This window comes from Halopseudomonas xiamenensis (assembly GCF_014219065.1).
Classification (GTDB): domain Bacteria; phylum Pseudomonadota; class Gammaproteobacteria; order Pseudomonadales; family Pseudomonadaceae; genus Halopseudomonas; species Halopseudomonas xiamenensis.
In genome coordinates this window covers 1-14260 of the sequence record NZ_JACLGO010000028.1, presented here as the reverse complement: position 1 = coordinate 14260, position 14260 = coordinate 1, and the positions used below count along the sequence as shown (strand labels likewise).

The following is a 14260-nucleotide window of genomic DNA, read 5'->3' as shown; positions in this document are numbered from 1 at the left end:
AGCGCTCAGTCTGGACTAATCTGAAATCAAATCAGAGACACATTTTCGTGATTTTCCGGGGCATACTGAGACCCGGTAGTCCGATTGGCCTGGGAGTGTATTCATGGCTTTTATCGTTGCCAGCAGCAAGCAGGAGTTCCTGCAGGTCATCCAGCAACGCCTGCAGGAGCTGGTCGAACCTCGGGAGCAGGAGGCCCTCACGCTGTTCGCCCGGGACTTTTTCAGTATTACCACGCTGCCGGAACTGCTGTCGCGCCAGGATAGCGACCTGCTGGGCAGCCTGTTGTCAGCCTGGCGCATGTTGCAGCAGTTCGGCGACCAGGGCAGCAAGGTGCACGTGTTCAACCCGGATGTGCAGGGCCATGGCTGGCAGTCCTCGCATACGGTGGTGCAACTGCTGCATGCCGATGCGCCGTTTCTGGTCGACTCGGTGCGCATCGAGCTGCAACGCCAGGGTTATGCCATTCACATCCTGCAGAACAGCGTATTCAAGGTCGCGCGCAATGCCGATGGCCAGCTGCAGCAGATTCGCCCGGCCAGCGATGACGACCCGCAGCTGCAGGGCGAGTCGGTGATGCACGTCGAGATCGACCGTTGCCAGATGCCGGCGGCGCTGCATGAGCTGCAGGCGGGGCTGCAGCAGGCGCTGGGTTATGTCGAGGCGGTGGTGGCGGATTTCGCCGCCATGCGCCAGCGCGTGCAGGAGCTGGTCGAACGCCTGGCCGGTGATGACTTCGCCTGGTTCGACGCGGCCCAGCGCGGGGAGGCGACGACCTTCCTCGACTGGCTGCTGGACGACAACTTCACCTTCCTCGGCTACGAGCGGTTCGCCATCGGCGAGGGCATGCCGCACGGGCGGCTTGGCATTCAGCTGCAGCACAGCCTGGGTATCGCCGTGCTCGATCCGCCGGACGAGGATATCGAAGGGCTGCCGCAGGAAGTGCTCGACTACCTGCGCACACCGGCGCTGTTGGCCTTCGCCAAATCGTCGCGCAACAGTCGCGTGCACCGGCCGGCCTATCCCGACTACGTATCGATCCGCGAGGTCGATGCCGCTGGCGAGGTGCTGCTGGAGCACCGTTTCTGTGGCCTGTACACCTCCCGGGTATACAGCGCCGATGTCTACAATATTCCCTGGTTGCGGCACAAGGTCGAGGCGGTACGCCTGGAGTCGGGATTCGCCCCGCAAAGCCACCTGGGCAAGGAGCTGAACCAGGTGCTGCAGGAGCTGCCGCGCGATGACCTGTTCCAGATGTCCTCGCAGCAGTTGGGCGAAACGGCCCTGAGCATAGTGCAGATCCAGGAGCGCAACCTGATCCGGCTGTTCCTGCGCCGGGGCAATTACGGACGCTTCTACTATTGCCTGGCCTACGTGCCGCGGGATATCTATTCGACCGCCATCCGCCGGCGCATGCAGCAGGTGCTGATGGCGCGGCTGGAAGCCAGCGACAGCGAGTTCTGGACCTTCTTCTCCGAATCCCAGCTGACCCGCGTGCAGTTCATCCTGCGCGTGGACCCCCGGCGCAATCTGGAAATCGATCACGTGAAACTGGAAAGGGATGTGATACAAGCATGCCGCAGCTGGCATGACGACTTCAGCGAGCAGTTGCAGGATGCCCTGGGCGAGGCTCACGCCACCGAGGTGCTGATCCAGTTCGGCAACGGCTTCCCGGTGGGCTATAGCGACCGCTTCAACCCGGCCACCGGGGTGGTGGACCTGCAGCACCTGCTGCAGCTCGATGCCGACAATCCGCTGGCGATGAGCTTCTACCAGCCGCTCAACGGCAAGCCGGAGGAGCTGCACTGCAAGCTGTACCATTTCGGTGGCTCGCTGCCGCTGTCGGACATGATGCCGATCCTGGACAACCTCGGTCTGCGCGCGCTCGGCGAGTTTCCGTTCCAGATCTGCCGCCAGGACGGGCAGAGCTACTGGGTGCATGACTTCGTGTTCGTCAATGCGCTGGACCCGGCCATGGATATGGCCGACATCAACGAGCTGTTCGGCGACGCCTTCACCGCCATCTGGAACGGGCAGGCGGAGAACGACAGCTTCAATCGGCTGATCCTGCTGGCCGGCATCCATTGGCGCGAGGCCGCTCTGCTGCGGGCATTGGCGCGCTATATCAAGCAGATCCGCATGGGCTTCGAGCTGCCGTATCTGGCCTCCACCCTGGCCAGCCACGCGCCGGTTGCCCGGGAGTTGGTCAGGCTGTTCAAGACGCGCTTCTTCCTTGCACGCAAGGCCTCGGCCGGGGAGTTGGAGGAAAAGCTCGAACAGGCGATCCTGGCGACCCTGGAGCAGGTCGCGGTGCTCAACGAGGATCGCATCCTGCGGCGCTACCTGGACCTGATCAAGGCCTGCGTGCGGACCAACTTCTACCAGAATGACGCGGATGGCCGGCCCAAGGACTATATCAGCCTGAAGTTCGACCCCAGTGGCATTCCCGAGCTACCGTTGCCCCGGCCGATGCATGAGATCTTCGTCTATTCGCCACGGGTCGAGGGTGTGCACCTGCGCGGTGGCAAGGTAGCCCGCGGTGGGCTGCGCTGGTCCGACCGCGAGGAGGACTACCGTACCGAAGTGCTCGGGCTGGTCAAGGCGCAGCAGGTCAAGAACGCGGTGATCGTACCGGTCGGCGCCAAGGGCGGCTTCGTGCCGCGACGGCTGCCGCAGGCTGCCGGGCGTGATGCCATCCAGCAGGAAGCGATTGCTTGCTACCGGATCTTCATCCAGGGCCTGCTCGACCTGACCGACAACCTGGTCGAAGGGCAGGTGGTGCCACCGCCCCAGGTGATCCGCCATGATGGCGATGACTCCTACCTGGTGGTGGCGGCCGACAAGGGCACGGCCAGCTTCTCCGATATCGCCAATGGCATCGCCGCCGACTACGGCTTCTGGCTGGGTGATGCCTTCGCCTCTGGTGGCTCGGTCGGCTATGACCACAAGGCCATGGGCATCACCGCCCGTGGCGCCTGGATCTCGGTACAGCGGCACTTCCGTGAACTGGATATCAACGTGCAGGAAGATCCGGTCAGCGTCATCGGCATCGGTGACATGAACGGTGACGTGTTCGGCAACGGCCTGCTGCGCTCGCGCTCGGTACGCCTGCTGGCGGCCTTCAATCATCAGCACATCTTCATCGATCCGGACCCGGATGCGGCACTCAGCTTCGACGAGCGCCAGCGCCTGTACGATCTGCCGCGTTCCAGCTGGGCCGATTACAACCCGCAGCTGATCTCGGCCGGTGGCGGGGTGTTCGCCCGCAGCCTCAAGCAGATCAAGCTGACGCCGCAGATGCGCGAGGTGTTCGCCATCGACGAGCAACAACTGACCCCGGCGGAACTGATCAACCGCCTGCTCAAGGCCCCGGTGGACCTGCTGTGGAACGGCGGTATCGGCACCTATGTCAAGGCCTCGACCGAGAGCCATGCCGATGTCGGCGACAAGGCCAACGATGCGCTGCGGGTGGATGGCAGGGAGCTGCGCTGCAAGGTGGTGGGCGAGGGTGGCAACCTCGGTATGACCCAGCTGGGGCGCATCGAGTACTGCCTCAATGGCGGCGCGGCCAATACCGACTTCATCGACAACGCCGGCGGGGTCAACTGTTCCGACCACGAGGTCAACATCAAGATCCTGCTCAACCAGGTGGTGGCGGCGGGGGATATGACCATCAAACAGCGCAACGAGCTGCTGGCGGAAATGACCGAGGCGGTGGCCGCGCTGGTGCTGGCCAGCAACTACAAGCAGAGCCAGGCCATCAGCCTGGCCCAGGGCCAGGCGGCGCGGGCGATGGTCGAGTACCAGCGCTTCATCAGTGCCATGGAAGCCAGCGGCAAGCTCAGCCGCAGCCTGGAGTTCCTGCCCGACGACGAACAGCTGGCCGACCGCGCCGGCAAGGGCCTGGGCCTGACCCGGCCGGAACTGTCGGTGCTGATCTCCTACTCCAAGGCCGACCTGAAGGAACGCCTGGTGGAGTCAGAGGTGCCCGAAGACCACTGGCTGGCACGGGAAATGGCCAGCGCCTTCCCGCCCCGGCTGGTGCGCGAACACACCGCCGCGCTGGCCCATCACCGGCTGCGGCGGGAAATCATCGCTACGCAACTGGCCAACAACCTGGTCAACCATATGGGCATCACCTTCCTGCGCCGGCTGGAACAATCGACCGGCGCCAGCGCCGGACAGATAGTCGCTGCCTATGTGGTGGCGCGGGATGTATTCCGGCTGATGGAGCAGTTCCACAGCATCGAGCAACTGGATTACCAACTGCCGGCGGCGATCCAGCTGGAGCTGATGGACGAACTGATGCGCCTGGCCCGCCGCGCCACCCGCTGGTTCATCCGCCGCCGGGGCAAGGAACTGCAACCGGCGGAGGAAGTCGCCCACTTCGCCCCGCGAATCCAGGCATTGGCTGAACGCTTCGATGAGATGCTGGAAGGCTCCGTGCACGAGCTGTGGCAAAGCCGCTTCGAGCAGTATACTGCCGCCGGCGTACCCGCCCCGATCGCCCGCCTGGTCGCCGGGTCGGCACACTTCTATACCATGCTCGGCATGATCACCGCCGCCGACGCCACCGACCAGCCTGCCGAACGCGTGGCCCAGGTATTCTTCACCCTGGGCAGCGAACTGCAACTGACCTGGTTCGGCCACCAGATCAGCGAGCTGCCGGTTGCCTCGCACTGGCAGGCGCTGGCGCGCGAAGCCTACCGTGACGAGCTGGAGAACCAACTGGGCAGCATGACCGTGGCCGCGCTGCAGATGAGCGAGCCCGACACCCCGGTGGCAGAACTGGTCAGCGCCTGGCTGGAACACAACCAGACGCTGGTGCAGCGCTGGCAGGAACTGTTGAACGAACTGCGCAGCGGCGGACAGAGCGACTACCCGATGATCGCCGTCGCCATGCGCGAACTGACCGACCTGGCGAGCAACGCCCGCCAGGCCATCCAGGGAGAAACATGCAGGAACTGATCATCGACGTGGCACTGCCCGCCGAACGCTACCTGGCCTGGTATCGCGGCGACGCCAAGCGGGTCCTGATGCGCAGCCGCGACGGCCGCAGCATCAGCCTGCCAGCGCATCACCTGCGGCCCTTCCTGACGCATGAAGGGGTGTATGGGAGTTTTGTCATGCGTTTTACCAGCGAGGGCAAGATGGTGTCGTTGGAGCGGTTGAGTTAAGCCGCTGACAGGCGGGGGTCTCCAACTGCGTCGCGCTGCAACCACAGGGATCTACAGCGGGCTGTTCCTCCAGGGTTGGCGAGCGCCTGCTCGCCGACAGGCATTACCAGCCAACCACCCGTTGATCGACAGGGACACCAGAAAACTGGCGGAGGACAATGGCCCTGTTTAACAATCGACTGCACGGCAACCTGTGGTGATACCGCAAGTGGTGCACACAGGTGAGCCATTGGGTAACAAGGAGACAAGCATGAAAGGCAGCTGCCTATGTGGTCAGATCCAGTATGAAGTACAGGCCTTGGCCTCCGCCATTCAGCACTGCTCCTGTCGAAGCTGTCGCAAGGCCCACGCAGCCGCTTTCAACACGGCTGCAGCAGTGAAGCCGGAGCATTTCAAATGGCTCAGCGGTGAGCACCTGTTGAAATCGTTCGAGTCATCGCCTGGCAAGCACCGTTATTTTTGTGGCAATTGCGGAACACACCTGCTCAAGAAGACGGATGGGCGGGAAACCTTCACGCTGCGTGTGGCGACGCTGGATGATGATCCGGGGCAGGTGCCGGCGTTGCAGATATGGGCTTCGCATGCGGTTCCCTGGCTGGGTCATGGTCCTGCTGTCGTTGCGTATGAGGAATGGGAGCCGGGTCATGAGTGACCAGGTGATGTGATGATGTGCCGGGAAATGTAGCGTCCAGGGTGTGAGCTGTAACGGAGTCGGCATCAGGTGATACCATGCCGCCCCATACGGCACCTTTGCCTCCTCCCTGCCTCAAGCTACAAATCCGGTACCCGCCCCATGGAAATCAAGGTCAACTTTCTCGACAATCTCAGACTTGAAGCCAAGTTCGATGATTTCACCGTCATCAGCGATCAGCCGATCCGTTACAAGGGCGATGGCTCGGCGCCTGGGCCGTTCGATTACTTCCTGGCGTCCTCGGCGATGTGCGCGGCGTATTTCGTCAAGGTGTACTGCAACGCGCGCAATATTCCTACCGAGAACATCCGGTTGTCGCAGAACAACATCGTTGACCCGGAGGATCGCTACAAGCAGATCTTCAAAATCCAGGTCGAGCTGCCGGAGGATATTTCCGACAAGGATCGCCAGGGTATCCTGCGTTCGATCGATCGCTGCACGGTGAAGAAGGTGGTGCAGACCGGGCCGGAGTTCCAGATCGAGACGGTGGGCAATATCGATGAGGATGCCCAGGCGCTGCTGATGGCCAGGCCTGCCGGGGAGGGCAGTACCTGGATTGCAGGCAAGGATCTGCCGCTGGAGCAGACCATCGCCAACATGACCGGCATGCTGGCGCAACTGGGCATGAAGATCGAGATCGCTTCCTGGCGCAACATAGTGCCGCATGTGTGGTCGCTGCATATCCGGGATGCGGCGTCGAACATGTGTTTCACCAACGGCAAGGGCTCGACCAAGGAGAGTGCGCTGTGCTCGGCGCTGGGCGAGTTCATCGAGCGGCTGAGCTGTAATTTCTTCTATAACGATCAGTTCTTCGGCCCGGATATCGCTGACGCTGCCTTTGTGCACTATCCCGACGAGAAGTGGTTCCAGCCGGGGCCAGACGATGAGCTGCCGCTGGAGATCCTGGATGAGCATTGTCGGGAAATCTACGATCCGGAAGGTGAACTGCGTGGCTCGCACCTGATCGATACCAATTCGGGCAACATGGCGCGTGGCATCGTCTCGTTGCCGTTTGTGCGTCAATCGGATGGCGAGGTGGTCTACTTCCCCTCGAACCTGATCGAGAACCTCTACCTCAGCAACGGCATGAGTGCCGGCAATACCCTGTTTGAAGCCCAGGTGCAGTGCCTGTCGGAAATATTCGAGCGGGCGGTGAAGAAGCAGATCATCGTCGAGGAGATCGCGCTGCCGGACGTGCCGATGGCGGTACTGGAAAAGTATCCCGCCATCCTCGAAGGTATCCAGGCGCTGGAGGCTCAGGGCTTTCCGGTCTTGGTCAAGGATGCTTCGCTGGGTGGGCAGTTCCCGGTGATGTGCGTGACGCTGATGAACCCGAGGACGGGTGGGGTGTTCGCTTCGTTCGGCGCGCATCCGAGCTTCGAGGTGGCGCTGGAGCGCAGCCTTACCGAGCTGTTGCAGGGGCGCAGCTTCGAAGGACTGAACGATTTCCAGCCGCCGACCTTCAACTCCCAGGCGATCACCGAGCCCAACAACTATGTCGAGCACTTCATCGACTCCTCGGGGCTGGTTTCCTGGCGCTTCTTCAGCGCCCGGGCGGATGTCGAGTTCGTCGAGTGGGATTTCTCCGGGAGCAACGAGGAGGAGGCGGCGACGCTGTTCGGCATCCTTGAGGAGATGGGGCTGGAGGCGTACATGGCGGTGCATGAGGATCTTGGCGCGCCGGTATGCCGTATCCTGGTGCCGGGTTACTCCGAGGTGTATCCGGTGGAGGACCTGGTCTGGGACAACACCAACAAGGCGCTGGATTACCGGGAGGATATCCTCAATCTGCATATCCTGGAGGACGATCAACTGGCTGCGTTGCTGGAACGGTTGGACGAGAGCCAGCTTGATGAGCATATGGATATCACTACCCTGATCGGCATCGAGTTCGACGAGAACACTGTCTGGGGCCAGCTCACCATCCTCGAACTGAAACTGCTGATCAACCTGGCGCTGGGGCAGCACGAGGAGGCGCTGGAGCGGGTCGAGATGTTCCTGCAGTACAACGACAATACCGTTGAGCGTGGGTTGTTCTACCAGGCCATGCAGGTGGTACTGGAGCTGGTACTCGATGACGAGCTGGAGCTGGAGGACTACCTGCACAACTTCCGGCGCATGTTCGGCGAGGCGAGCATGGAGGCGGTGGTGGGCTCGGTGCTGGGGGAGGTGCGCTTCCACGGCCTGACACCGACCAGCATGCGGCTTGAAGGTCTGGACAGGCATCTGCGTCTGATCGAGAGTTACCGGAAGCTGCATGCGCATCGTGCTGCCAGGGCGGGCATTCAGCTCTAGATACGGGGCAAGGATATGTACGAAAACAAGAGCGAGCCGTTGGTTGCCAGGCGGGATTTTCGCAAGCGCATGTTCTGGCATGTGCTCGCGGCACTGGCATTGGTGCTGGTAACCCTGCTGGCGGGTGTGGTCGGGCATATGTACTTCGACAACATGGAGCCGGGCAGGGCGCTGATGGCGTCGGTTACGCTGAGCAGCGGGCTGGGGCTGTCGATCTTTCCCGAAAGTGCTCCGGGGCAGGTGTTTGCCAGCCTCTATGGTTTTTTTGCCGGCTATGTCTACATCGCCACCAGTACCATCGTCATCGCACCGCTGCTGCACCGTATCCTGCACAAGTTTCATCTGGATGAGTGATGCCCGCGGGCCGCACGCCACGATCTGCAATCACCGAAGCGGTTGAGTGGCGGGCGGCTCGATACGGTATACTCCGCGCAGCCATTCACTACCGGGGCATTTCCATGTACTCCACCTTGCGTTCCCTGATGTTCCGCCTGCCGGCGGAGACCTCCCATGATCTGGCGCTGGACCTGATCGGTGCCGCCGGCCGCCTGGGCCTGGCCTCGCGTCTGGCGCGGCCGGTGCAGCCGCAGCCGGTGCGTCTGCTGGGCATGACCTTCGATAATCCGGTGGGTCTGGCGGCGGGTCTGGACAAGAATGCGGTGGCGGTGGACGGTTTTGCCGGGCTGGGCTTCGGCTTCGTGGAAGTGGGTACGGTCACGCCCAGACCGCAGCCGGGCAATCCCAAGCCGCGCCTGTTCCGCCTGCCGGAGGCCGATGCGATCATCAACCGCATGGGTTTCAACAACCTGGGCGTGGATGCCATGGTCGAGCGCATTGCCCGGGTGCGCTACAAGGGCGTGCTGGGAATCAATATCGGCAAGAACGCGCTGACGCCGGTCGAGAATGCGGTGGACGATTACCTGCACTGTCTGCGCAAGGTCTACCCGTATGCCGGCTATGTGACGGTCAATCTGTCATCCCCCAATACCCCCGGCCTGCGCACGCTGCAGTACGGTGACACGCTCAAGGTGCTGCTCGGGCAGATCAAGCAGTGCCAGCAGCAACTGGCCAGCCAGCATGGTCGCTATGTGCCCATTGCGATCAAGATCGCACCGGACATGACACCCGAGGAGCTGGTCCTGGTGGCCCGCACGCTGCGCGAGCAGGGAATGGATGCGGTGATCGCGACCAATACCACGCTCGATCGCCAGCGGGTCGAGGGGCTGGAGCATGCCGATGAGGCTGGCGGCCTGTCCGGTGGCCCGTTGACCGAGGTATCGACCGAGGTGATCCGGGTGCTGGCCGGGGAGCTGGATGGGCAGCTGCCGATCATTGGTGTGGGCGGTATTCTGACCGGTGCTGATGCGGCGGCCAAGATCGCCGCCGGGGCCAGTCTGGTGCAGTTGTACAGCGGCTTCATCTACCGTGGGCCGGAGTTGATTCGTGAGTGTGTGGATGCGATTGCGGCAATGAGACAGGATAAGGGCTGAATAAAATGGCCCCCGGTGTACGGGGGCCTTGGGCCTCGCAGGCCCGACGCTTGGAGTAAGCGCCCTGGGAGAAATCGCTAGAGGGGGGATTACCCTACGGCACGCATCTCGTTAAGGCGATGCACGCCAGAAATTCCGGTATAACCTGCCCAGTGGTCGGCTCTGCCTTCACGCCAGCCGTTGATCCAGTTCTGTCTGGTGGCGCTACTGTTGAAGGGACAGGAGTCTTGAGACTTGCCTTGAACGCCGTTCTGATACCCGCGCAAAAATGCTCGTTCCATCGGATCACGCTTTAGTCTTCTCATAAAGTACAGCCCTCGTGTGGTATGACAACCCGCTCCATCCGGAGCGGGGTTTGGTGCAGGGATTGCCCTCAGCACCCCGGAGCCCGCGTGGATCGCGGACTCCTTGTTCGGTTTACCAACGCAAAGTCTTGGACCTGTTGTACCCTATTGCGTGTGGATGAGAAAGATCAAATCGGCATGTCAGGCGCCATCCTTAGAGCCTGAATGCAACATGAATGTAATACACCTGTGGAAATCAATGAGATGCGCGAGACCCTTGAATTTTTTATCACCTGTCCAAAGGGCATCGAGGGCTTGCTTCTCGACGAGCTGCGGGAACTCGGCGCCGAATCGGCCAGGGAAACCGTAGCCGGGGTGCATGTGCAGGGCGACCTGCAACTGGGCTACCGCATCTGCCTGTGGTCGCGCCTGGCCAACCGGGTGCTTATGGTCCTGGGGCGTTTTGCCGCCAGTGATGCGCAGGGCCTGTATGACGGCGTGGCGCGGATCGACTGGGCTGACCACATGGCGCCTGACGGCAGCCTGGCGGTGGATTTCAGCGGCCAACTGCCGGGTGTCGACAATACCCATTTCGGCGCGCTCAGAGTCAAGGACGCGATCGTCGATCGGCTGCGCACAGCGGAGGGCGTGCGCCCCTCGGTGGACAAGGCGAACCCGCAGCTACGCATCAATGTGCATTGTCGCAGTGGCGAGGTGCAACTGGCGCTGGACCTGTCCGGTAACAGTCTGCATCAGCGTGGCTACCGGTTGCAGCAGGGTGCGGCGCCGTTCAAGGAGAACCTGGCCGCGGCGGTACTGATTCGCGCTGGCTGGCCAGCGCTGGCTGCCCAGGGTGCGGCCTTGGCCGACCCCATGTGCGGTTCCGGGACCTTTCTGGTGGAAGCGGGGCTGATGGCGGCGGATATCGCACCGAACCTGCATCGCCAGCACTGGGGCTTCAGCCATTGGCTGCAGCATGTGCCGGCACTCTGGCAGCGCTTGCATGACGAGGCCCGGCTGCGCGCCGAGGCCGGTCTGGCCCGGCCACCGCTGTGGATTCGTGGTTATGAGGCCGACCCACGGCTGTTGCAGCCGCTGCGCAACAATATCCAGCGTGCCGGGCTGGGCGAATGGATCAAGGTCTACCAGGGCGAACTGGCGACCTTCGCGCCCAATCCGGATCGGGGCCAGGGCGGCCTGATCGTGTGCAATCCGCCCTATGGCGAGCGCCTGGGTGATACCGCGAGCCTGGTCTATCTGTACCAGAAGCTCGGCGAAGTGTTGCGCAGTGAATGCACCGGCTGGCAGGCCGCGATCTTTACCGGCAACCCGGAACTGGGCCGGCGCATGGGCATTCGCAGTCACAAGCAGTATTCACTGTTCAATGGCGCCTTGCCGTGCAAACTGCTGCTGATGGATCTGCAGCCGGAGCGCTACATCACCGGCAGCAGCCCGGGCCCGGCCGAGCGAGCCGGGGAGGCCGCTGTCGACAAGACCGCGCGCCCGGTGGAGACCAGTGCCCGGCTGAGTGAGTCGGCGCAGATGTTCGCCAACCGCCTGAAGAAGAATCTCAAGACCCTGGGCAAGTGGGCGCGGCAGCAGAATATCAGTTGCTACCGGCTGTACGATGCGGATATGCCGGAGTTTGCCGTAGCGGTCGACCTGTACGATGGTTGGGCGCATGTGCAGGAATACGCCGCGCCAGCCAGTATCAGCGAGGACAAGGCCCAGGCCCGACTGCAGGACGTGCTGGTGGCCTTGCCGCAGGTGCTCGGCATACCGGCGCAGCGGGTGGTGCTCAAGCAGCGCCAGCGCCAGGCAGGCAAGCAGCAGTACCAGCGCATGGACCGTCGTGGCGAGTTTCTTACCGTACAGGAAGGGCAGGTGAAACTGCTGATCAACCTGACCGACTACCTGGATACCGGGCTGTTCCTCGATCATCGCCCGATCCGCCTGCGCATCGCCGAGGAGGCACGCGGCAAGCGCTTCCTCAACCTGTTCTGCTATACCGCCAGCGCCACCGTGCATGCGGCGGTGGGTGGGGCGCGCAAGACCACCAGTGTCGACCTGTCGAAGACCTATCTGGACTGGGCGCGGCGCAACCTGTCGCTGAACGGCCTGTCCGATCTGCATCAACTGGTGCAGGACGATGTGATGAAGTGGCTGGAGCAGGACAGGGGCGAGTACGAGCTGATCTTCATCGACCCACCGACCTTCTCCAACTCCAAGCGCATGGACGACGTGTTCGATGTGCAGCGTGATCACGTGCAATTGCTGGACATGGCCATGGCACGCCTGGCGCCGGGCGGGGTGCTGTATTTCTCCAACAACTTCCGCCGCTTCCGCCTGGACCCGGCGCTGGAGGAAAAGTACCAGGTGCAGGATATCTCGGCGCAGACGCTGGATCGGGATTTTCAGCGCAATGCGCGGATTCATCGGACCTGGCGGTTGATGCGCTGAGGGGAGCTCAGAGACGAGCGTGCCTGGGGTTGTCGAGCCCCTGCTCGACGACGGGGTTGCTTGGAGGCCGCAGGCGTAGCGCGGGGGCGCTACACCCCCAGGTTTGGGCCCCTGCTCGACGACGGGGTTGCTCGGAGACCGCAGGCGCTACACCGCGAAAGCCTGTCAGCGACGGTCAGCTATATCCGTCGGACCACGGCGGTACACATCACCGAGCAACTGATCCAGCGCCTCACGGCTGGCGCCGGCGGAGGGGTGGTTGACGATGGCGGTTACCGCCCAGCTCTGGCCGTTGTTGTCCCGGGTGATGCCGGCAATGGCCCGGACATTGCGCAGCGAGCCGGTCTTGATATGCGCCTGGCCGGCGACCGGAGTGTTGCGCAGGCGCCGGCGCATGGTGCCGTCCATTGCCGCCAGCGGCATGGAGGCGATGAACTCGGCGGCGTAGGGGCTGTGCCAGGCATGGCTCAGCAGCTGCGCCATGTCACGGGCGGTCATGCGCTCCAGGCGTGACAATCCCGAACCATTGTCCAGTACCAGCCCGTTGGGCTGGATCTCCTTGTCCGCCAGCCACTGGTTGATGATGCGGGTGGCGGCCTTGTGATCATCGGTATCCGCTGCGCTGCGCTGTTCGCGGCCGATGGTCAGGAACAGCTGCCGAGCCATGGTGTTGTTGCTGTACTTGTTGATGTCGCGCACCACATCGACCAGGTCCGGCGAGGTACTGCGTGCCAGCAGCCGGGCATTGGTCGGCGACGGGCCTATGCGGTTACCGCCATGGATACGGCCACCCATCTCGTGCCACAGGGTACGGATCAGGCTGGCGGTGTATACCGGCGCGTCGAGCAGGGACAGATAGCGCTCGGCGCTGCAGCCCTGGTGCAGGGAGCCTGTCAGGGTGATGGTGGCGCGCTTGCCGTCATCCTTGATGCCATAGGCCACGTTCGGCCAAGGGCAGCTGTTGGCCGCCGGCAGCAGGGTCAACTGGTTGTCGATGCTGACCTCCGGCAAAGCCGGCTCCAGGTGCGTGCGCACGCCGCCGGCCTCGCCGTAGCTCTTGAGGGACAGCAGCTTGAGGTTGGTCAGCAGCGGGTCGGGTTCGACCAGGAAGGGTTTGCTCGGATCGTTGCCGTCATCCTGGAAGGGCACCAGGTCCTGCGGCAGGCGGATATCCGCCGGTTGCAACACCAGATCACCACGCACTTCCCGCACCCCGGCGGCGCGCAGGTCGCGCAGCAGCAGCCAGACGCGTTCCATGGTCAGCTTGGGATCACCACTGCTGCGAAACACCAGGTCACCCTGCAGCTCACCGCCGCTGATCGGGCCGGTGCCATACAGGTCGGTGCGCCATTGGTAGTTCGGGCCGAGTAGCTCCAGGGCGGCGTAGGTGGTCACCAGCTTCATGGTCGAGGCCGGGTTGACCGGCTGATCGGCATTCACATACTGCGCCAGCCCCTGGCCCTCCAGGGGAATGACCGCCAGGGCCATGGCGTCGGCGGGTATCTTGGCGGCTGCCAGGGCGGAACTGACCTTGGCGGGCAGGGTGCCACGATCGCTCTCAGCGAAGGTCGCGCCACTGGCGAGCAGGCCAAGGGAAAGGAAGCAGCACAGGGACAGTTTTTTCAGACGCAGCATCGAGTGCGACTCCCAGGGAAAAACGGGTGGGGCTGTGTAGAGAGTCCGTTCCCAGAGTGACAGCCGGTTGTTGGACAGGATAGCGCAAGCGCGGGCTGGAAAACTACCGGTGGGGTGGTGGTTGGGGTGTTTTTTGGAGTGGGGAGAGTTCGCTGCCCCCTCTCCCCCGGCCCCCGCTCCGCGCCCCGGCCCTTCGCAGAGCTCAGGGCGCTCAAGCGGGCGAAGCAGTG

General features: G+C 63.0%; 9 protein-coding genes. 7 read left to right on the top strand and 2 right to left on the bottom strand.

All coding sequences use genetic code 11. From position 1 onward, the window contains the following. The first annotated feature begins 103 nt into the window (after positions 1–103). The 6 genes from H6X51_RS16190 to H6X51_RS16165 all read left to right on the top strand — a co-directional run bounded on the left by H6X51_RS16190 (position 104) and on the right by H6X51_RS16165 (position 9651). A complete protein-coding gene (locus tag H6X51_RS16190) occupies positions 104–4966 on the top strand; it encodes an NAD-glutamate dehydrogenase (protein WP_185268507.1) in 4863 nt (1620 codons plus the stop codon). After that, on the top strand, positions 4954–5175 hold the full coding sequence (locus tag H6X51_RS16185) for a DUF2835 domain-containing protein (RefSeq protein ID WP_185268506.1): 222 nt from the start codon (positions 4954–4956) through the stop codon (positions 5173–5175). The genes H6X51_RS16190 and H6X51_RS16185 overlap by 13 nt, the downstream gene beginning before the upstream one ends. Before the next feature lie 250 nt (positions 5176–5425). After that, positions 5426–5827 (top strand): GFA family protein, encoded by a 402-nt coding sequence (locus H6X51_RS16180; protein ID WP_185268505.1) that lies wholly within the window; start codon positions 5426–5428, stop codon positions 5825–5827. A gap of 141 nt (positions 5828–5968) precedes the next feature. Then, positions 5969–8161 (top strand): OsmC domain/YcaO domain-containing protein, encoded by a 2193-nt coding sequence (locus H6X51_RS16175; RefSeq protein WP_185268504.1) that lies wholly within the window; start codon positions 5969–5971, stop codon positions 8159–8161. 15 nt (positions 8162–8176) lie between these two features. Continuing rightward, on the top strand, positions 8177–8515 hold the full coding sequence (locus tag H6X51_RS16170) for a two pore domain potassium channel family protein (RefSeq protein WP_185268503.1): 339 nt from the start codon (positions 8177–8179) through the stop codon (positions 8513–8515). 104 nt (positions 8516–8619) lie between these two features. Continuing rightward, entirely contained in the window at positions 8620–9651 is a 1032-nt protein-coding gene (locus tag H6X51_RS16165; RefSeq protein ID WP_185268502.1) for a quinone-dependent dihydroorotate dehydrogenase, read from the top strand. An 89-nt stretch (positions 9652–9740) separates the two neighbouring features. Here the strand turns inward: H6X51_RS16165 and rmf are convergent, their stop codons facing one another. After that, complete coding sequence (gene rmf / locus H6X51_RS16160; RefSeq protein ID WP_105645496.1) at positions 9741–9956, bottom strand: ribosome modulation factor; 216 nt, start codon at positions 9954–9956, stop codon at positions 9741–9743. 243 nt (positions 9957–10199) lie between these two features. On the opposite strand from rmf, the gene rlmKL reads away from it, so the two are divergent. Continuing rightward, positions 10200–12395: a bifunctional 23S rRNA (guanine(2069)-N(7))-methyltransferase RlmK/23S rRNA (guanine(2445)-N(2))-methyltransferase RlmL gene (rlmKL, locus tag H6X51_RS16155; protein ID WP_185268501.1), complete on the top strand. Its 2196-nt coding sequence runs from the start codon at positions 10200–10202 to the stop codon at positions 12393–12395. A 165-nt stretch (positions 12396–12560) separates the two neighbouring features. On the opposite strand, the gene dacB is transcribed toward rlmKL, so the two are convergent. Then, entirely contained in the window at positions 12561–14030 is a 1470-nt protein-coding gene (gene dacB, locus H6X51_RS16150) for a D-alanyl-D-alanine carboxypeptidase/D-alanyl-D-alanine endopeptidase (protein ID WP_185268500.1), read from the bottom strand. Between the last annotated feature and the right edge of the window lie 230 nt (positions 14031–14260).

Excerpts from the sequence above, each read along its gene's own strand:
- H6X51_RS16165 (WP_185268502.1), top strand. The coding sequence starts at position 8,620 with ATGTACTCCACCTTGCGTTCCCTGATGTTCCGCCTGCCGGCGGAGACC.
- H6X51_RS16185 (WP_185268506.1), top strand. The coding sequence starts at position 4,954 with ATGCAGGAACTGATCATCGACGTGGCACTGCCCGCCGAACGCTACCTG.
- H6X51_RS16170 (WP_185268503.1), top strand. The coding sequence starts at position 8,177 with ATGTACGAAAACAAGAGCGAGCCGTTGGTTGCCAGGCGGGATTTTCGC.
- H6X51_RS16180 (WP_185268505.1), top strand. The coding sequence starts at position 5,426 with ATGAAAGGCAGCTGCCTATGTGGTCAGATCCAGTATGAAGTACAGGCC.
- H6X51_RS16190 (WP_185268507.1), top strand. The coding sequence starts at position 104 with ATGGCTTTTATCGTTGCCAGCAGCAAGCAGGAGTTCCTGCAGGTCATC.
- rlmKL (WP_185268501.1), top strand. The coding sequence starts at position 10,200 with ATGCGCGAGACCCTTGAATTTTTTATCACCTGTCCAAAGGGCATCGAG.
- dacB (WP_185268500.1), bottom strand. The coding sequence starts at position 14,030 with ATGCTGCGTCTGAAAAAACTGTCCCTGTGCTGCTTCCTTTCCCTTGGC.
- H6X51_RS16175 (WP_185268504.1), top strand. The coding sequence starts at position 5,969 with ATGGAAATCAAGGTCAACTTTCTCGACAATCTCAGACTTGAAGCCAAG.
- rmf (WP_105645496.1), bottom strand. The coding sequence starts at position 9,956 with ATGAGAAGACTAAAGCGTGATCCGATGGAACGAGCATTTTTGCGCGGG.